At 70.9% G+C, this 19,140-nt stretch carries 17 protein-coding genes; 10 read left to right on the top strand and 7 right to left on the bottom strand.

What is annotated here, in order from left to right:
- Positions 1-941: 941 nt before the first annotated feature.
- Positions 942-3,053 carry a 3-hydroxyacyl-CoA dehydrogenase NAD-binding domain-containing protein gene (locus AB0L64_RS16390; RefSeq protein WP_363710932.1) on the bottom strand — a complete coding sequence of 704 codons (2,112 nt, stop codon included), beginning with the start codon at positions 3,051-3,053 and terminating at the stop codon, positions 942-944.
- Positions 3,050-4,249, bottom strand: a complete 1,200-nt coding sequence (locus AB0L64_RS16395) for an acetyl-CoA C-acyltransferase (protein ID WP_363710933.1) — start codon at positions 4,247-4,249, stop codon at positions 3,050-3,052. The genes AB0L64_RS16390 and AB0L64_RS16395 overlap by 4 nt, the downstream gene beginning before the upstream one ends.
- A 241-nt stretch (positions 4,250-4,490) precedes the next feature.
- On the opposite strand from AB0L64_RS16395, the gene AB0L64_RS16400 reads away from it, so the two are divergent.
- The 5 genes from AB0L64_RS16400 (at position 4,491) to AB0L64_RS16420 (ending at position 8,141) form a co-directional block, all read left to right on the top strand.
- Positions 4,491-5,108 (top strand): hypothetical protein, encoded by a 618-nt coding sequence (locus tag AB0L64_RS16400; protein WP_363710934.1) that lies wholly within the window; start codon positions 4,491-4,493, stop codon positions 5,106-5,108.
- Complete coding sequence (locus AB0L64_RS16405; protein ID WP_363710935.1) at positions 5,105-5,755, top strand: dienelactone hydrolase family protein; 651 nt, start codon at positions 5,105-5,107, stop codon at positions 5,753-5,755. Before AB0L64_RS16400 ends, AB0L64_RS16405 begins: the two co-directional genes overlap by 4 nt.
- Positions 5,756-5,757: 2 nt before the next feature.
- Positions 5,758-6,246 (top strand): glutathione peroxidase, encoded by a 489-nt coding sequence (locus AB0L64_RS16410; RefSeq protein WP_363710936.1) that lies wholly within the window; start codon positions 5,758-5,760, stop codon positions 6,244-6,246.
- An 87-nt stretch (positions 6,247-6,333) separates the two neighbouring features.
- Positions 6,334-6,924, top strand: coding sequence for a helix-turn-helix domain-containing protein (locus AB0L64_RS16415; protein WP_363710937.1), 591 nt, complete (start codon positions 6,334-6,336; stop codon positions 6,922-6,924).
- Positions 6,921-8,141, top strand: coding sequence for an MFS transporter (locus AB0L64_RS16420; protein WP_363710938.1), 1,221 nt, complete (start codon positions 6,921-6,923; stop codon positions 8,139-8,141). Before AB0L64_RS16415 ends, AB0L64_RS16420 begins: the two co-directional genes overlap by 4 nt.
- Here AB0L64_RS16420 and AB0L64_RS16425 read toward each other — a convergent pair.
- Together AB0L64_RS16425 and AB0L64_RS16430 are read right to left on the bottom strand one after the other, a co-directional pair.
- Positions 8,125-9,384: an HRDC domain-containing protein gene (locus AB0L64_RS16425; RefSeq protein ID WP_363710939.1), complete on the bottom strand. Its 1,260-nt coding sequence runs from the start codon at positions 9,382-9,384 to the stop codon at positions 8,125-8,127. The genes AB0L64_RS16420 and AB0L64_RS16425 overlap by 17 nt on opposite strands.
- Positions 9,381-9,983 (bottom strand): DUF3000 domain-containing protein, encoded by a 603-nt coding sequence (locus AB0L64_RS16430; protein ID WP_359929441.1) that lies wholly within the window; start codon positions 9,981-9,983, stop codon positions 9,381-9,383. The genes AB0L64_RS16425 and AB0L64_RS16430 overlap by 4 nt, the downstream gene beginning before the upstream one ends.
- 130 nt (positions 9,984-10,113) lie before the next feature.
- On the opposite strand from AB0L64_RS16430, the gene hemE reads away from it, so the two are divergent.
- The 5 genes from hemE to AB0L64_RS16455 are packed head-to-tail and all read left to right on the top strand — an operon-like array spanning position 10,114 to position 14,134.
- Entirely contained in the window at positions 10,114-11,172 is a 1,059-nt protein-coding gene (hemE, locus tag AB0L64_RS16435) for a uroporphyrinogen decarboxylase (RefSeq protein WP_363710940.1), read from the top strand.
- A complete protein-coding gene (locus AB0L64_RS16440; RefSeq protein WP_363710941.1) occupies positions 11,159-11,656 on the top strand; it encodes a GNAT family N-acetyltransferase in 498 nt (165 codons plus the stop codon). The genes hemE and AB0L64_RS16440 overlap by 14 nt, the downstream gene beginning before the upstream one ends.
- Positions 11,653-13,062 carry a protoporphyrinogen oxidase gene (gene hemG / locus AB0L64_RS16445; protein ID WP_363710942.1) on the top strand — a complete coding sequence of 470 codons (1,410 nt, stop codon included), beginning with the start codon at positions 11,653-11,655 and terminating at the stop codon, positions 13,060-13,062. The genes AB0L64_RS16440 and hemG overlap by 4 nt, the downstream gene beginning before the upstream one ends.
- Positions 13,059-13,754 carry a hydrogen peroxide-dependent heme synthase gene (gene hemQ, locus AB0L64_RS16450; protein ID WP_363710943.1) on the top strand — a complete coding sequence of 232 codons (696 nt, stop codon included), beginning with the start codon at positions 13,059-13,061 and terminating at the stop codon, positions 13,752-13,754. Before hemG ends, hemQ begins: the two co-directional genes overlap by 4 nt.
- Positions 13,755-13,756: 2 nt before the next feature.
- Positions 13,757-14,134, top strand: coding sequence for a VOC family protein (locus tag AB0L64_RS16455; RefSeq protein WP_359929431.1), 378 nt, complete (start codon positions 13,757-13,759; stop codon positions 14,132-14,134).
- A gap of 7 nt (positions 14,135-14,141) precedes the next feature.
- Here AB0L64_RS16455 and AB0L64_RS16460 read toward each other — a convergent pair whose 3' ends face one another.
- From AB0L64_RS16460 to AB0L64_RS16470, 3 genes are all read right to left on the bottom strand, one after another.
- On the bottom strand, positions 14,142-16,181 hold the full coding sequence (locus AB0L64_RS16460; RefSeq protein ID WP_363710944.1) for an AAA family ATPase: 2,040 nt from the start codon (positions 16,179-16,181) through the stop codon (positions 14,142-14,144).
- 67 nt (positions 16,182-16,248) lie between these two features.
- Positions 16,249-16,665, bottom strand: a complete 417-nt coding sequence (gene msrB, locus AB0L64_RS16465) for a peptide-methionine (R)-S-oxide reductase MsrB (RefSeq protein ID WP_359929427.1) — start codon at positions 16,663-16,665, stop codon at positions 16,249-16,251.
- Positions 16,666-16,727: 62 nt separating this feature from the next.
- Entirely contained in the window at positions 16,728-19,112 is a 2,385-nt protein-coding gene (locus tag AB0L64_RS16470; RefSeq protein ID WP_363710945.1) for a lamin tail domain-containing protein, read from the bottom strand.
- Between the last annotated feature and the right edge of the window lie 28 nt (positions 19,113-19,140).

Consider the following 19,140-nt stretch of genomic DNA (forward strand, 5'->3'; position numbering starts at 1 on the left):
CGTGCCGGGCGTCGCTGCTTTGTTGCGGTGGCGCCCGCCGTGCCCCGCCGAACCCCGCCGTACTCGAGGTGCCTGCCGTACTGGAGATGCCCGTGTCGGGCGTTGCTGCCGTGCCGGGGTGGCGCCCGCTGTACCTGCCGGGTCTGACGTGCCCGAGGTGCCCGACGTGCGTGCCGTGCCTACCATGCCTGCGGTGCCCGGTGTAGCCGGCGAGCCCGCGGTTCCTGCCGTTCGAGTGGTACCGGCGTACCTGCGGTGCCCGGCGTACCTACGGTGCCCCGGCGTACCCGAGGTACCCGCCGTACCCGAGGTACCCGTGCCGGGCGTTGCTGCCGTGCCGGGGAGCGCCCGCCGTGCCCCGCCGTACCCGAGGTGCCTGCCGTACCCGAGGTGCCTGCCATACCCGAGGTGCCCGGGCCGGGGTACCTGCCGTGCCGGGGCCCGCGGTAGCTGCCGGTCTGACGTACCCGAGGTGCCCGACGTGCCCGACGTGCCCGACGTGCGGCGTTCCCGCCGCACCCGCCGCACCCGCCGCTGCCCGGGCGTATCTGTGGTGCCCGGCGTACCTGTGGTGCCCGGCGTACCTGCGGTGCCCCGGCGTACCTGCGGTGCCCCGGCGTTGCCGGCGTTCGGGGTTGTGCGGGCGGGTGCCGCGCAACGGGGCGCCGAAGCCGTGGGGTGTTCTTCTGGAGGCGGCGAGGAGCGTTCAGGTGTCCGTTGGTGATGTGGCACCGCTCGGATGTGAACGCGCAACAGCCCTGGGGGCTTGGCATTCTCGGACTGCGACGCCGTCGGCGGCTTGGTGTGTATCAACCCGTGAGCCCCAGTCCCGGCTAGCTGCTTGGAGGGCGAACAGAGCACCCAGCCACCCAGATCTCTGCTGTATTGCTGCTGGGGGACGGAGCGGGCTTCCGGCTCCGTACCGCCCCCCAGCAGGTCTGTCAGGCGAGGCTGGCTGCGCCTCGGGGGAGGAAGCGGGTGCCGTTGACCTTCTCGGCGATGCCGGTGCGGTCCAGGTACGGCGTGATGCCGCCGAGGTGGAAGGGCCAGCCGGCGCCGAGGAGCAGGCACAGGTCGATGTCCTGGGCTTCCGCGACCACGCCCTCGTCGAGCATGATCTTGATCTCCTCGGCGAGTGCGGTCAGCACCCGGGTGCGCAGTTCGTCGGCGGTGGACGGGGTGTCGCCGACCGTCACCAGCGCCTCGACCTCCGGGTCCACGACCGGCTTGCCCTCCGGCCACACGTAGAACGAGCTCTTGCCGGCGGCAACTACCTTGGCCAGGTTCTCCGACACCGCGAACCGGTCCGGGTACGCCCGGTTCATCGTCTCGGCGACGTGCAGCGCGACCGGCAGCCCGACCAGCTGCAGCAGGACGAACGGCGGCATCGGCAGCCCGAGCGCAGACAGGGCGCGGTCGGCTTCCGGGATCGGCGTGCCCTCGTCGACCGCCGCGCTGACCTCGCCGAGGAAGCGGGTCAGCAGCCGGTTCACCACGAAGGCCGGCGCGTCCTTCACCAGCACGCAGGACTTCTTCAGCTGCTTGCCGACGGCGAACGCGGTCGCGAGCGACGCGTCGTCGGTCCGGTCCGCGCGGACGATCTCCAGCAGCGGCAGCACCGCCACCGGGTTGAAGAAGTGGAACCCGACGACCCGCTCCGGGTGCTCCAGGTCGGCGGCCATCTCGGTCACGGACAACGACGACGTGTTGGTCGCCAGGATCGCGTCCGGCCGGACGATTTTCTCCAGGTCGGCGAAGATCGCCTTCTTCAGCTGCAGTTCCTCGAACACGGCCTCGATCACGAAGTCGGCGTCCGCGAACACGCCCTTGTCCACCGACCCGGTGACGAGCGCCTTCAGCTGGTTCGCCTTGTCCGGGCGCACCCGGCCCTTCGCGAGCAGCTTGTCGATCTCACCGTGCACGTACCCGACGCCGCGGTCCACCCGCTCCTGGTCGAGATCGGTGAGTACGACGGGAACCTCGAGCCGCCGCGCGAACAGCAGCGCGAGCTGACCCGCCATCAGGCCCGCACCGACGACGCCGACCTTGGAAACAGGCCGCGCGAGCGACTTGTCCGGCGCACCGGCCGGCCGCTTGGCCCGCTTGTTCACCAGGTCGAACGCGTACAGCCCGCTGCGCAGCTCCTCGCTCATGATGAGGTCGGCGAGCGCCTCGTCCTCGGCCGCGAACCCACGGTCCCGATCGTTGTCGCGAGCGGCCGCGATCAGCTCCAGTGCCCGGTACGGCGCGGGCGCCGCGCCGCTCACCTTGACGTCGGCGAAGGCCTTGCCCCGGGCAACGGCAGCGTCCCACGCGTCGCCGCGGTCCACCGAAGGCCGCTCGACGGTGACAGCACCGGTGAGGACCTTCGAAGCCCACAGCAGCGACTGCTCGAGGAAGTCCGCCGACTCCAGCAGCACGTCGCCGATGCCGAGTTTCACCGCTTCCGGCCCGCTGAGCATCTTGTTCTGGTTGAGGGCGTTCTCGACGACGACCTTCACCGCGTTGTCCGCGCCGATCAGGTTCGGCAGCAGGAAGTTGCCGCCCCAGCCCGGGATCAGCCCGAGGAAGACCTCGGGCGTCGACAGCATGCCCGCGGCCGTCGAGACGGTCCGGTAGGTGGCGTGCAGCGCGACCTCGAGTCCGCCGCCGAGCGCGACGCCGTTCACGAACGCGAACGACGGCTTGCCGCCGTCCACGAGCTTGCGCATCACGCCGTGTCCGATCTTGCCGAGCGCGAGCGCCTGCTCCCGGTCGGTGAGCTTCGGTACGCCGGTCAGGTCGGCGCCCGCGGCCAGGATGAACGGCTTGCCGGTGACGCCGATCGCGACGATCTCGTCGCGGGCGAGCGCCGCGTCCAGAGCCGCGTTCAACGACCCCAGACCCTTGGGCCCAAAGGTGTTCGGCTTGGTGTGGTCGTGCCCGTTGTCCAGCGTGATGAGCGCCATCGTGCCGGCCTTGCCGGGCAGTACGACGTCCCGGGAATGTGCGAGCGTGACGACCTCGTCGGTCGACAAAGCAGAAGCGCTGTCGATCAGTTCCTGCAGGCTCATGCGACCGCACCTTCCCAGTTCGGGTTCTCCCAGATGACCGTGCCGCCCATGCCGAGGCCGACGCACATGGTGGTGAGGCCGTAGCGGACCTCGGGGCGCTGCTCGAACTGCTTGGCCAGCTGGTTCATCAGCCGGACCCCGGACGACGCCAGCGGGTGGCCGAACGCGATCGCGCCGCCGTACGGGTTCACCCGCGGGTCGTCGTCGGCGATGCCGTAGTGCTCCAGGAACGCCAGCACCTGCACGGCGAACGCCTCGTTCACCTCGAAGGCCTGGATGTCGTCGATGGTCAGGCCGGCCAGCCGCAGCGCCTTCTCGGTGGCGGGGATCGGGCCTTCGCCCATCACCTCGGGCTCGACACCGGCGAAGGCGTACGAGACCAGCTTCATCTTCGGGGTGAGGCCGAGCTCCTCGGCGGTCTCCGCCGACGTCAGCACACAGGCGGTCGCGCCGTCGTTGATACCGGCCGAGTTGCCGGCGGTGACCCGCCCGTGCGGACGGAACGGCGTCTTCAGGCCCGCCAGGTCCTCGAGCGAGGTGCCCGGGCGCATCGGCTCGTCGGTACTGGCGTAACCCCAGCCCTGCTCGGCGGACCGGGTCGCGACCGGCACCAGGTCCGGCTGGATCAGGTCGTTCGCGTAGGCCTTGGCGGCCTTCTCCTGGGACGCCACGGCGTACGCGTCGGCACGCTCCTTGGTGATGCCCGGGTACCGGTCGTGCAGGTTCTCGGCGGTGGAGCCCATCACCAGCGCGGACGTGTCGACGAGCTTCTCGGCGATGATCCGCGGGTTCGGGTCGACGCCCTCGCCCATCGGGTGCCGGCCCATGTGCTCGACACCGCCGGCCACGACCACGTCGTACGCGCCGAAGGCGATCCCGGCGGCGGTGGTGGTGACGGCGGTCATCGCGCCGGCGCACATCCGGTCGATGGCGTAGCCGGGCGTGGTGTTCGGCAGGCCGGCCAGCAGCGCGGCGGTCCGGCCGATGGTCAGGCCCTGGTCGCCGATCTGGGTGGTGGCCGCGATCGCGACCTCGTCCACCCGCTCCGGCGGGAGGCCCGGGTTGCGCCGCAGCAGCTCCCGGATGCACTTGATCACCAGGTCGTCGGCGCGGGTCTCGGCGTACTGGCCCTTGGCCTTGCCGAACGGGGTGCGAACGCCGTCGACGTACACGACATCGCGGATCTCACGGGGCACGAGGGCCCTCCTCTGGGGTCGGGAAAGCTACCCCGATGCTACCCGTGAGTAACAGAACCGCCAAAGTAGCCGCGCGTGTGGGTCCGCTCACAAAAGCGTGACCCGTGGAAAAGCGACGCGAATGAGCGCATGCTGTGTTCAAGGTCCGCGTTACTGGAGTTGTTCCATGAACAATTTTGATCTGTCCGTGCCGGTCCTGAGCCGGGGGAAACATCGGAACCCACGCAAGGGTGCCTGCTTCATGGAGTTCGCGTCCTACCTGGCCGGTGAGCCGTGGTCGGACCATCCGTCCTGCACGCATCCGTTGCTCGCGGGCGTCGCCCGCGACGTCAACGACTGCACCACGGACGCCGGGCGCTCCCGCCTGGCTCCGCTGATCCCGTCGGTGATCGGGCTGACCCCGGACGACCCGCACGTCGTACCGCGGGTGACCGCGCGCTGCATCCAGCACGCGCTGCCGGTCGTCTCGCAGGAACGGCAGTACATCCTGGCCGTCGCGCTGCTGGTGGGGGAGAAGCAACTGGCCGCGCTCGACGGGAGGCCGCTCGACGACGTCGAGCCGGATTCGCTCGCTGTGCTGGAATCGGTGCCGTCGGCGACCAAGTGGGCGCGGTCGTTCACCGCCCGCGCGCGCCGTGCGACCCCGGACTTCGCCCGCCGGACGGCGCCACGCGCGGTGTCGTGCGCGGTCGAGGGCATCTCGCAGGCGTGCGTGACGGATCCGGACGACCGGCTCTACAAGCTGCTCGTCGACGCGATCGCGGAGACGACGGCGTGGATGCCGGCGCCCGTACCCGAGCCCGCGCCCGAGCCCGCAACGGAGCCGGTTACTCCTGAGGTCGTACGCTTCACTGTGTGACGTCGGAGATACCAGTCCACGAGTGGGGATCCGCTGATTCCGGGGCGCCTGGAATCCTTGTGCTGCAGGAGATCTTCGGAGTCTCCGACTACATCAGGCGCCGCGCGGCGGATCTGCACGCCCTCGGGTACTACGTGATCGCGCCCGAGATCTACTGGCGCCTCGACGACACCGACCTGGACGAGTCCTCGCCGGACCTGCTGCCACGGGCGATGGGCATCGTCGGGCGCCTCGACTGGGACCTGGCGGTCAAGGACGCTGTTGCGGTGCTGGACCGGCTGCGGGCGCGCGGCCGGGGCACCGGGGTGGTCGGCTTCTGCTTCGGCGGCGGACTGGGCTTCAACGTGGCCGCGGTGTCGTCGCCCGACGTCCTGGTCAGCTACTACGGCTCTGCCCTGCCTGGGTTGCTCGAGCTCGCGCCGAAGGTGCGGGCGGCGAGCCTGCACCACTTCGGCAACAACGACGCCTACCTGGACGTCGATGCGGTGGTGCCGGGGTTGGGTGACGCCGAGATCCACCGCTACGACGGCGCCGGTCACGCGTTCGACAACCCCCTGCCGATGTTCCACCACGCCGAGGCGTCCGCGCTGGCCTGGCGCCGTACCGAAGACTTCCTTGCCTGTCACCTCCCAACCTCCCAAGGATGAGCATGAGCCTGTACGACATTCCGCTGACCACTCTGTCCGGTGCGCCGACCTCCCTCGGCGAGTACAAGGGCAAGGCCGTTCTGGTCGTGAACGTGGCGTCGAAGTGCGGTCTGACGCCGCAGTACGAGGGCCTGGAGAACCTGCAGGAGAAGTACGCGTCCCGCGGCTTCACCGTGCTCGGCGCCCCGTGCAACCAGTTCGGCGGTCAGGAGCCCGGGTCGGCCGAGGAGATCGAGACCTTCTGCTCGACGACGTACGGCGTGACGTTCCCGATGCTCGGCAAGCTCGAGGTGAACGGCGACCACCGGCACCCGCTGTACGCCGAACTCACCCAGACCCCCGACGCCGACGGCGAAGCCGGCGACATCCAGTGGAACTTCGAGAAGTTCCTCCTCAGCCCCGAGGGCACCGTCGCCGCCCGCTTCCGCCCCCGCACCGAGCCGGAGTCCGACGAGATCGTCACCGCCATCGAGGCCCAGCTCCCAGCCTGACCACCGGAGATCCCCGCCGCAGGCGCGCGGCGGGGATCTTTTCTGAGCGGCATTGCAACAACTCTTTCGAAAGCGTACTTTCGATGGATGCCGAATCCTCACCGCCGACTCAGCGACCCGCGGGAACTGAACGCCCTGGCGCACCCTGTGCGGATGGCGATCATCGAGCTGCTGTCGCTCAGCGGGCCACTGACCGCGACCGAGCTGGCCGACCGGCTGGACGAGACCCCGGCGAACTGCTCGTGGCACCTCCGCAAGCTGGCGCAGCACGGGTTCGTCGAGGAGGCCGAGGGCGGGAAGGGCCGGCAACGCCCCTGGAAGGTGCCCGGACTCGGGTTCCGTTGGGACGAGGAGCATGCATCGCCGTCGCTCGAGGAACGCCGCGCGGCGCAGGCACTGTCCGACGTGATGATGGGGCGGGCGATCGACCGGCTGCGGGAGTCGCAGCAGCGCGCCCCGGAGGACACCGAGGAGTGGCGTGCCGCGCGGAGCAACACCGAGATGGTCGCCTGGCTGACCGCGGACGAGCTCGAGGAGATGAACGACGCGATCAACGCGGTGCTCGACCGCCATGCCGAGCGGCTGACCGATCCGTCCCAACGCCCGGCGAACGCGCGGCTGTGCGAGTTCGTCGCCTGGGGCGTGCCGACGTACTTCCCGGGGGTGGAGACCTCATGAGGAGACTGTTCGCGCAGCCCGGGTTCCCGCGCCTGTTCGGTGGCCTGAGTACGTCGATGCTCGGCGACTCGGTGATGCTGCTGGTGCTGAGTATGTGGGTGAAGACCCTCACCGGCTCGAACGCACTGGCCGGCCTGACGTTCTTCTTCATGGTGCTGCCGGCGCTGGCTGCTCCGGTGCTCGGCGTCTGGGTGGATCGGCTGCCGCGCAAGCCGATCCTGGTCTGGGGCAACGTCGCCAGCGGCGCCGCCGTACTCCCGCTCGTACTCGTTCGGGACTCCGGCGACGTGTGGCTGATCTGGTTGGTCGCCTTCCTGTACGGCGTCTCGTTCGTCGTGCTGCCCGCGGCGCTGAACGGACTGCTGAAGGACCTGCTGCCGGACGAACTGCTCGTCGAGGCGAACTCCAGCCTGGCCACCATCAAGGAGGGCTACCGGCTGTTCGGCCCGCTGGCCGGCGCCGCGATCTTCGCCACCGCGGGCGGCTGGCTCGTCGCGATCGTCGACGCGGCCACCTTCGTGCTGGCCGGCCTGCTGATCGCGACGATCAAGGTCTCCGAGACAACGGCGCCGTCGAAGAGCACCTTCCGCGAGGACCTGCTCGGCGGTGTCCGTTTCCTCGCCGGCGACCGGGTGCTCCGCCACGTGCTGGCCGGGCTGGCGATCTCGATCCTCGTCATCGGCTTCTTCGAGTCGTCGATCTACGCGCTGATGGACGCCTTCGGCAAGCCGCCGACGTTCTCCGGCGTCTTCGTGACGTGTCAGGGCGTCGGCGCGGTCGTCGGCGGCCTGACCGCGAGCCGCGCCGTACGCCGTCTCGGCGAGATCGCCACCTGCGCCCTCGGACTGGTCGTGCTCGCCGCGTCGACCGTCGTCTGTGTGGTCGCCCCCAGCATCGTCGTGGTGCTCGCCGGCGCCGCGATCTGCGGTGTCGGCCTGCCGTGGACGTTCGTCTCGTTCACGACGTTGATGCAGCGCCGTTCGCCGGGTCACCTGATCGGGCGCGTGTCGACCGCCGTCGAGGTCCTCGTGGCGACGCCGCAGGCGATCTCACTGGCCCTCGGCAGCCTGCTGGTGAGCCTGCTCAGCTACCGCCAGATCTTTGTCGTCATCGCGACGGTGATCCTGCTCGGCGCACTCCAGATCGTCCTCACCCTCCACCCCGAGATCCGGCGGGATCTGACGACGGCGGAGGACGTGGTCAGTCCAGCGGTTTGACCGTGGCTTCGGATGCCATCGCGTCGGTGAGGACCTCCGCGGTGAGGGCGATCTGCCAGGCGCGGGCGTGGTGGTCGCGGAGGAAGGTCGTGACCACCTCGAGGTTCACCTCCTTGGGCGGGGACCAGGCGAGCCGGCGGATCGTGTCGGGCGCGAGCAGGTTCTCGGTCGGGAGGCGGTGCGCCTCGGCGATCTCGGCGACCGCGGCGCGGGCGGCCGACAGCCGGGCGGCCGCGTCGGGGTCGCGGTCGGCCCAGGCGCGGGCCGGCGGCGGGCCGTCGTACCGCGGGCCCTGCTTGGGGAGCTCGGAGTCGGGGAGCCGGCGGGCGTGGTCGATCGCCTCCCACCAGGTCCGCATGTGGCGGTGCGCGCCGCGGCCCTTGAACGCGGTCAGCCGCTGGAGCGTGTCGCGGTCGGTCGGCATCGCGGACGCCGCCTCGACGATCGCGGCGTCCGGCAGCACCCGGCCGGGGGAGATGTCGGCGGACTCGGCGATCTGGTCCCGGGCCTCCCACAGCGCCCGGACGACGGCCAGGCTGCGGCGGTTCCGGACCCGGTGCATGCCCGACGTACGGCGCCAGGGGTCCGGCTTCGGCTCCCGCGGCGGCGCGTCGAGGATCGCGGCGAACTCCTGCGCCGCCCACTCCCACTTGCCCTCGCGGAGCAGCTCCTGCTCGATCGCGTTCCGCAGCTCGATCAGCATCTCGACGTCGAGCGCGGCGTACACCAGCCAGGGCGCCGGCAGCGGCCGGGTCGACCAGTCGGCGGCCGAGTGCTCCTTGCGCATCCGGTAGCCGAGCACTTCGCTGACGAGCGAGGCGAGCCCGACCTTCGGGTAGCCGAGCAGGCGGCCGGCCAGCTCGGTGTCGAACACCTGGCGCGGCACCATGCCGACCTCGGCCAGGCAGGCCAGGTCCTGGTTCGCGGCGTGGATGATCCACTCGGCGTCGACGATCGCGTCGCCGAGCGCCGACAGGTCCCCGAACGGGATCGGGTCGACGAGCGCGGAGCCGGAGCCCTCACGGCGCAGCTGGACCAGGTACGCCCGGTGCGAGTAGCGGTAGCCGGAGGCGCGCTCGGCGTCGACCGCGACCGGGCCGCTGCCGGACCCGAACGCCTCGACCGTGCCGGTCAGGGCAGAGTCGGTGTCGATGACGTCGGAGAGTCCGTCCCTCAGCTCCAGGAGGGGCAGATGCGCGGTCGGGTCGTCGGGGACGGACGGCTGTTGGGTGGCTGGGCTCATCGGCCCCGCTGTCCGCGCCGGGTCGGCATCGCGACTACCCCCGGCGGAACGGGCGGCAGTCCGGCCGCCGTACACAGCACCTCGCCCCACGCCTCGGCGTGGCGGGTCACGTCGACGAGGCCGCCGGGGCCGGGCACGGGACTCCAGGACGCGCGGATCTCGATCTCCGCCGTCGCGTCGTCGTCGGCCATGCCGCCGAAGCTTTCCGATACCACCCTGGTGACGGTACCGCTCGGCGCCAGGAAGTCGGCACCCCGGTCCGCCAAGGCCTCCATCAGCCACGTCCAGCCCACGCCGCCGAGCAGCGCGTCGGTCACCATCTCCGGTTCGACGGCGGCACGCACGTACGCGACACAACGGAAGGTCGACTGCCAGGCGTCGTTCCCGGCCGGGTCGTAGAGGACGACCAGACGGCCGGTGGCGACATCGTCACCGTCGACCGTCACGTCGGCGCTGACCGCCGCCGCATGCGGTGCGATCCGCTGCGGTGCGGGCATCTCCTCGACGAAAACCTCGGGCCGGAACCGGGCACCTCGTAACTGCGAGACTGCCTCGGTGAACTCCGCGGGTGGCGCGTCGACCTGCTTGCGGGCACCCATATCGGCAGCCTACGACCGATTACTCACCGCCGCGCGTCAAGACGCGCCGGTAGCTGTGTGTGGCCGCGCGTGCGGCGCGGCGTGGTCGGGGGCTGTCCGGGCGTTCGGGAGCGCGTGGGATCATCGCTGTGTGACGCGACCCTCCGCTCTGGACGATTCCGCCTATCTGCTCGCTGCCCGGGGTGAGCGGGTGCCGCACACGCCGGTGTGGTTCATGCGGCAGGCCGGCCGGGCGCTGCCCGAGTACCGTGCGGTGCGGGAGGGAATCTCGATGCTGGAGTCGTGTATGCGGCCCGACCTCGTCGTCGAGATAACGCTGCAGCCGGTCCGCCGTTACGGCGTCGACGCGGCGATCTTCTACTCCGACATCGTGCTCCCGCTGAAGGCGGCCGGGTTCGACATCGAGATCAAGCCGGGCGTCGGTCCGGTCGTCGCCGACCCGATCCGGGACGCCGCCGGGCTCGCCCGGGTCCGTCCGGTCACGCCGGCCGATGTGTCGTTCACCACGGAGTCCGTGCAGCAGTTGGTCTCCGAGCTCGGCGGTACGCCGCTGATCGGGTTCGCCGGCGCGCCGTTCACCGTCGCGTCGTACCTGGTCGAGGGCGGGCCGAGCAAGGACTTCGCGAAGACCAAGGCGATGATGCACGGCGACCCGGCGCTGTGGCACGCGCTCGCGGACCGGCTGGCCGACGTCGCGATCGCGTACCTGGCGGTGCAGGTCGAGGCGGGCGCGTCGGCGATCCAGCTGTTCGACTCCTGGGCCGGCGGGTTGTCGCCTCGGGACTACGAGCGGTTCGTGCTGCCGCACTCCGCGAAGGTGTTCGACGCGATGGCGGGGTACGGCGTCCCGCGGGTGCACTTCGGCGTGAACACCGGCGAGCTGCTCGGGCTGATGAGCGAGGTCGGCGCGGACGTCGTCGGCGTCGACTGGCGGGTCCCGCTCGACGAGGCCGTCCGCCGGATCACGGCCGCCGGCGGCGCGCCGAAACCGGTCCAGGGCAACCTCGACCCGGCCCTGCTGTTCGCCGGCTGGGACGCGATCGAGCCCGAGATCGACCGGATCCTCGCCGAGGGCCGGGCCGCGCCCGGTCACATCTTCAACCTCGGCCACGGTGTCCCGCCGGACGCCGACCCCGAGGTGCTGCGCCGGATCACCAAGTACGTGCAGGCGGCCCATGTACCTGCCTGACCAGGGCGTCACGCTGGAGCCGCTGCGCGCGGACCACGCGGACGCAGTCCTCGCCTTCGAGCGCGAGAACCGGGCGTACTTCGCGGCCTGGATCTGGGACCGCGGCGACGAGTACTTCGCCGACTTCGCGACCCGTCACGCGGCCCTGCTCGCCGAGCAGGAGGCCGGGATCTGCCGCTTCCACGTGCTGGTCGACGGCACCGGCGCCGTGGTCGGGCGGGTGAACCTCATCGATCTGGAGCACGGATCGGCCGAGCTGGGCTACCGGATCGCGGAGAAGTGGGCGGGCAAGGGGCTGGCGACGGCCGCGGTGCGCGCGGTGATCGAGCTCGCGCCGACGTACGGACTGACCGCGCTCCGGGCCGGGGCCTCGAATCACAACCCTGCCTCGCAGACGGTGCTGACGCGTGTCGGGTTCCGGGCGGTCGGGAGCAGCAGCACCGATCTGGGACCGGGGAAGAAGTACGAAATGAGCTTGGTATGAACCGGGTCGTGGTCGTCGGCGGCGGGATCAGCGGGCTCGCGGCCGCGCACGCGCTGGCGACCGGGCCGAACCCGCCGCACATCACGGTGCTGGAGGGCTCGCCGCGGCTCGGCGGGAAGCTGGCCGGGGACGCGATCGAGGGCGTGCCGGTCGATCTCGGCGCCGAGTCCGTGCTGGCGCGGCGGCCGGAGGCGGTCGACCTGATCCGCGCCGTCGGCCTCGGGGACGATCTCGTGCACCCGGCGACGACCTCGGCCGGCCTGTGGGTCGGCGACCGGATCCGGGCCCTCCCGCCGACCGTGATGGGCGTTCCGGTGGACCCGGCGGCGACCGCCGACGTGCTCGGGGCCGCGGCCGCCGAGCAGGTCGCGCACGAGGCCGAACTGCCGGCTCCCGCGCTGACCAGGGATGTGGCGATCGGCCGGTTCGTTGCCGAGCGCATGGGCTCCGCGGTCACCGACAAGCTGATCGACCCGCTGCTCGGCGGGGTGTACGCCGGGAAGGCCGAGGAGATCTCGCTCGCCGCGGCAATACCCGATCTGTACGCGAAGCTGCGGACCGCGCCGAGCCTGCTCGCGGCCACGGCCGAGCTGCGCGCACTGGGTCAGAAGCGGGCCGGCCAGCCGGTGTTCGCGGGCCTCGTCGGCGGCATCAACCGGCTGATCGGCGCCCTCGAACAGGACCTGGCCGCCCGCGGCGTGGAGATCCGGACCAAGCTCGCCGTCCGCCGGATCTCGCGGACCGCCGACGGGTTCGAGCTGGAGGCGGGACCGGTGCCCGCGCCGACGCTGTTCACCGCCGACGCGGTCGTGGTCGCCGTACCGGCTGCTCCGGCGGGCCGGATGCTGGCGGAGCTGGCGCCGGCGGCGTCGGCCGAGCTGGCGGCGATCGAGTACGCGAGTATGGCGATCGTCACACTCGCGGTCCGCAAGCGTGACTGGCCTGCCGGCGCGACCGGCTCCGGGTTCCTCGTCCCGTCGGTGGAGGACCGGACGATCAAGGCTTCGACGTACTCGCACGCCAAGTGGGCGTGGTCGGCGGAGGCCGGGGGAGAGCTCGCCGTACTGCGTGCCTCGGTCGGCCGCCTCGGCGAGGAATACGTGCTGCAGCGGTCCGACGAGGAGCTGGTCCAGCTCGCGGTGTCCGACCTGAAGCAGGCCATCGGGCTCGATGCGCCGGTCGTCGGCTCGCTGGTGACGCGCTGGGGCGGCGGCCTCCCGCAGTACGCCGTGGGGCACCTCGACCGGGTCGATCGGGTCGAGGCCGCGGTGGCCGGCGTCCCCGGCCTGGCGGTGTGCGGAGCGGCGTACCGGGGTGTCGGGATCGCCGCGTGTGTGGCATCGGGTGGCAACGCGGCCACCCGGGTGCGGGAGCACCTGGACGCATCGGAGACAATGAAACCGTGACTGGTAAGCCGAAGGCCCGCGAGCTCAACAACGTCATCCGCTACACCTTGTGGTCGGTGTTCAAGGTCGAGACGCCGCTCGGCGACGCGGACCGCGACGAGCTGACCGCCGAGCTCAACGACCTGATCGGGAAGCTGGCGGCCGACGACGTGGTGATTCGCGGGATCTACGACGTCGAGGGGTTCCGGGCGGACGCGGACTTCATGATCTGGTGGCACGCGCCGACGTCGGACGCGCTGCAGCAGGCCTACCACGCGCTGCGCCGGTCACGGCTGGGGCGGCACCTGGTCCCGGTCTGGTCGCAGTTCGCGCTGCACCGGCCGGCCGAGTTCAACAAGAGCCACATCCCGGCCTTCCTCGCCGACGAGGAGCCGCGGCCCTACATCTGCGTGTACCCGTTCGTCCGGTCCTACGAGTGGTATCTGCTGCCCGACGAGGAGCGCCGCGCGATGCTCGCCGAGCACGGCAAGATGGCCCGCGGCTACCCCGACGTACGGGCGAACACGGTGGCGTCGTTCGCGCTCGGCGACTACGAGTGGATGCTGGCCTTCGAGGCCGACGAGCTGCACCGGATCGTCGACCTGATGCGCGACCTGCGGGCGTCGACGGCGCGCCGGCACGTGCGCGAGGAGGTCCCGTTCTTCACCGGCAAGCGGACCGAGCTCGGCGACCTGATCGCCAACCTGGTCTAGGGATGCACCGCAAGGCGTTCCCGGTGCTCTACGTCAGCGACGTCCGCCGGGCCGTCGGGTTCTACACGCTCCTCGGGTACGAGCCGACGTACCAGTTCCCGCTGGAGGGCGACCCGCACTACGTCGGCCTGGAGCGCGGCGAGTCGTCCCTCGGCCTGTCCGACGCGAACTGGCCCGAGGCGCAGCTCGGCATCACGGTCGGGACGGCGCCGCGCTTCGAGCTGTTCGTGTACGTCGACGACGTCGAGGCCGAGGTGGAACGCTTCCGCGCGGCCGGCCACCCGGTCCTGCAGGAGCCGGCCACGATGCCGTGGGGCGAACGCCAGGCGTACCTCGCCGACCCCGACGGCAACCCGGTGGCACTCGCCATGCCGATCTGAGGCCGGTCTAGGTGCCCGGCTTCTGCAGCAGGTAGTCCTCGGCGCGCATCGACGTGGGCGGCCGGACGTCGGACGGGATCAGCTCGCGCAGGTCCCGCTCGGTGAGCGTGTCCGGGTCGCTCGCGGACAGCCGCGTCGCCTGGTTCGAGACGGCCTCCTCGAGCACGTTCCGGATGAACCGGCCGTTACCGAAGCTGTGGCCGCGCGGCGCCGGCGGGATGACGGTGCGGACCTTGTCCAGCACCTCCTCGCCGTAGATCATGCCCTTCTGCCGCGCCTGCAGCTCGAAGATCGCGACCAGCTGGTCGGTGTCGTACTCGCTGAACGACAGCAGCTTCGGGAACCGCGACTGCAGACCGGTGTTCGACTCCATGAAGCGCTGCATCTCGCGGTGGTACCCGGCGACGATCACGATGCAGTCGTTGCGGTGGTCCTCCATCATCTTCAGGATCGTCGAGACCGCTTCCAGGCCGTAGTCGCCGGGGGTGTTCTCCGGCGTCAGGCTGTACGCCTCGTCGATGAACAGCACGCCGCCGAGCGCCTCACGGAACTTGGCCGCGGTCATCGGCGCGGTCGAGCCGACGGCGGCGCCGACCAGGTCGGAGCGGTCGACCTCGACCACATGGCCCTTCTCCAGGACGCCGAGCTGGTGGTAGATCCGGCTGAGCAGCCGGGCGATCGTGGTCTTCGCCGTACCGGGCTTCCCGACGAACACCATGTGCCGCGCGCGTTCGTGACTCGGCAGGCCGAGCTCGGTGCGGCGCAGGTTGGTCTTCACCTCGGCGACCATCCGGCGGACCGCGTCCTTCACCGACTCCAGGCCGATCAGCGAGTCCAGCTCGGCCAGCGGATCGTCGCTGAAGTCGACGACCTCGGGCATCGGATCGTCGAGGGTGCCACCGCTGCTGCTGGGACGCGCCTTCGGCTCCTCGTCGTCCTTGACGGTCTTCCAGGCGGCCGACAGCGACGCCTCCTGGTCGGCCGCGGCCGCGTTCTCGATGATGCTCCAGCGCTCGCGGTCGAGCATCCGGAACAGCGTGGTCAGATCCGGGACCTCGGCCTCCGGCCACGGGCCCTTGGCCAGCACGCCGGACAGGTGCACGCCGACGCGGGCCGCGGCGGCGCCCCAGGACCGGGCGAGCGCCGACTGCCCGCCGCGGATCGCACGGGACATCCACTGGTTGACATGGCCGTGCCAGATCGGCAGCGTGAAGGCCTCGTGGATGTCCTCGAGCGCCTTGTGGACGTCGAGCGTGGCGTCGCCGAGGATGTTCGCCACCGACTGCGGGATACCGCGCAGGCCGGTGGCCAGGATCAGCTCGGCCAGCACCTGGGCGAAGTCGCCGGCGTACTCGTCCGGGCTGGCCATCAGCATCCGCGCGTGCGTGTCGCGGACCGAGTTGAGCGAGTAGCGCAGCGCCGCGGTGGGGCCGGCGAGCTCCGGCAGCACGGCGCGCTCGGAGTCCTTGAGTGCGTCGGTGCGCCAGTACTTCGCGATCTCGTCGTACTCGCCGGTGACGTGCAGTTCGGTCAGCTCGCGGTCGGCCAGCACCCGGTCGAACGCGGCGGTCAGGGCGGTGGCGCGGGCCGCCATCGGGGGAGCGTCGACGAACATCCCGACGACGTTGCGGGACAGCTGGAGCGCGTGCCGGCGGCCGTTCTCGCGGAACCCGCGGGCGCCGGCGATCGCCTGCAGGTGCCAGTCCGTCGGCGCCACATAGATGACGTGGCCGTTGCCGCCGAGCCGCGACGACGGCCGGTAGAACTCGCGGGTCAGCTCGGTCGGCAGGTCGGCGTACTCACCGTGCAGGACCGGGAGCCACCCGGTCAGCAGCGGCGCGGCCTGGTGGGTGAACCAGACCGCCGCCGGTGTGCCCTTCACGAAGTCCGGGAACGCCTCCGGCCGCAACGGCCGCAACGCCTCGGGATCGTCGGCCCAGGTCTTCAGCTGCGCCCGGACCTGGGACAGCCACGCGCCCGGCACCTCCCACGGTTCCTCCGCCGCCAGCACATCGAGAACCCGCGGTCCACGGACGTCGTCAGCCACCGATTTCCTTCCCCTGCGTCCACCAGCCGACCCAGTCTAGGACCCGACCGGGCGAACGGAGCGCAGGTCAGGCCGGGGTGAGGGTCAGGCTGATGCTGTTGATGCAGTAGCGGAGATCGGTGGGCGTACCGTAGCCCTCGCCCTCGAAGACGTGGCCGAGGTGGGAGCCGCAGTTGGCGCAGCGGACCTCGACGCGCTTCATGCCGAGAGTGCTGTCCTCGATGTACTCGACACGGTCCTCGGCCAGCGGCGCGAAGAACGACGGCCACCCGCAGTGCGAGTCGAACTTGGTCTCGCTCCGGAACAGCTCGGCGTCACAGGCCCGGCACTTGTAGACGCCGACCGTCTTGGTGTCGGTGTACTCGCCGACGAACGGCCGCTCGGTGCCGGCCTGCCGCAGCACGTGGAACTCGGCGGGGGACAGCTGCGCCTTCCACTCCGCGTCGGACTTCTGTACGGCGTACTGCTTGGTGTCATCAGTCACGACACCAGTATCGGTCGCCCGGGCAAGAAAACCCCGCCCGGACGACCGACGTAAGACTCCGGTTACCGCACCCAGGACGGCAGCGGGATCAGCTTCACCACCTGCGGGTCGTGGTCGGAGATCTGGTCCGGGAACTCCGCGTTCATGTGCACGACGTCGTACGCCGACGCCGGCCGCAGGTTCTGCGAGATCAGGATCTGGTCGAGGATCTGGCTGTTCCCCTCGAACACATAGCTGTACCGCTCCGGCAGCGGCAGGGTCCGCGGCAGGTCGATCAGCGCGGTCTTGCCCGAGCCGACCAGGATGTCCGCGGTCTCGGACCAGTCGAAGTCGTTCAGGTCACCCAGCACGACGACGTTCGCGCCCGTGTCCTTGGCCAGGATCTGGTCCACGAACCCGCGCACCACCGCGGCCTGCTGGTGCCGCTTCTCCGCGGTGACCTGCACCGGCGGCTGGAAACGGCCCCACAGCGGGTTGTCACCGCCCTTGGAGCTGAAGTGGTTCACGACCACGAACACGGTCTGCCCGTGCCACTTGAACTCGCCCGCGAGTGGCACCCGGGTGGCGGCCCAGGCCGGGTTCGCCGGGTCGACGCGGCCCGGCGACGAGCTCAGGTGCGGCCGGCCCGCGGCGTCGGTGACGATCGTGGTGGCGACCGTCGAGCCGCCGCCCGGCCGGTCCACGAACTTCAACGGCTTGTCCGTCCGGTACAGGAAGGCGACCCGGATGTTGCCGCCCGGCTCACCGCCCTCGGCGTTGTTCACCGGGTCGATCTGCCGCCAGGCGTACTGCGGGCCGCCCGCCTTCACGATCGCCGCGGCGAGCAGACCGAGCGTCTTGTCCGCGGTCGTCGTGCCGGAGTTGACGGCGCCGTCGTCGTCCTGCACCTCCTCGAGGCCGAGGATGTCCGGCGACGCGAGGTTGTGGACGACGGCCTGCGCGAGCCCGTCGAACTTGGCCTCACCGTCGGACGGGTCCAGGTTCTCCACGTTGAACGTCGCTACCGACAGCTGCACCGGAGACGAGGCGTTGGTCGTCTCCCGCGTGACGCCGCCGTCGATCACGGTCGGCGTCGTGGTCGGCAGCAGCTTGAAGTTGCCGAACGAGTAGTCCAGGACACCCGTCACCACACCAGCCAGCTTGTCGCCGGTCTTGGCGTCCGGGATCGGCGTCAGGACATCGTCCAGCAGCACCCGCTCCGGGTTGCTGTCGGTCTTCTGCAGAAGGATGCCGCCGCGCACCGTACGCACACCCGCGCCGGCCGCCACGACGGACAGCTCACGGAACGAGCTCGTCGGCCCGGTGACCTGGGGCTGGTCGATGCCCAGCCACATGCCCTCCAGCGACTCCCAGAAGTCGAGGCCGTCGGTGGCCGGGTCGAAGGCGGTGCTCGTCGTCTCGACGTCGCCGGACGCGTCGTCCTCGATCACCGTCGACGGCGGCACCCGGCCGCCCGGGCCGACGATGGTTGGCGCCGGGACCGCGGCGGTACCGGTCACGGTGACCTTCGTGTTGGTCAGCTCGGTGGTCGTCAGGTTCGTCGTACCGCCGGAACCGCCCGGGCGGAACTCGGCGACCGAGCCCTCGACCGTGACGGCGTCACCGACGGAGACCGTCGGCGCGGAGCTCGTGAACACGAACAGGCCCTCGCTGGTGGCCGGGTCTGCGTCCGGCTGCGGGTCCTGGAACCAGAAGCCGTTGCTGCCCTTGACCGTCACCACACCGGTGACGTTCGCGACCTTCTTGCCCTCCAGCGGGGAGCGGTGCGCGGCACCCTGGATGTCGTGGATCTTCGCGTCGACGGGCGGCTCGGCGGGACCGCCGGTGAGCGTCCCCGGCGACGGGTTGCCCGCGGCGAAGTCGGCGCTGTTGTTGTCGGTGTCCTGCTTCGGGTCGACCCGCGCGGCCGAGGTGGTGTTCGACAGGCCCGGCGCCGGCGCGGTCTCGGAGTCGGTCGCGGTGCCGTAGCCGACGTAGTCCTTGACGGCCGGGTCCGCGTGGCAGGTGGCGCCGCAGGCGAGCGCGGTCTGGTTGGTGACCAGGGCGATCTTGCCGGCGCTCGCGGACATCGGGATCGTCCCGGTCACGTTCGGCGTCGGCATCGGCTGGCCGTTGGCGCCGCCACCCTCCTGGACCAGGTACGCCGCACCCGGCGCGATGGTGCCGGTCAGCTTGGTGACCTGCCACGACGAGCCGGTCGAGGACGCGTACTGGATCGACCAGCCGCTCACGTCGACCGGGGCCGAGCTGTTGTTGGTCAGCTCCACGAAGTCGTTCGTGTACGGCGCACCGCTGTTGCCGCCACCGCCGTACACCTCGGTGACGACCACGTCGGTGGACGCGGCGTCGGCAGGCCGGGCGACCAGTGCGGCGGCGCCGGCTAAGGCAAGACTTGAAGCGACCACGAGAGCGCCCACGCGGCGCCGTGGTAGGTACAGGGCAGACATGGCCCGGATTCTCACACCGGCACGCGGC

This window comes from Kribbella sp. NPDC051936 (assembly GCF_040680955.1).
Taxonomy (GTDB): Bacteria; Actinomycetota; Actinomycetes; order Propionibacteriales; family Kribbellaceae; genus Kribbella.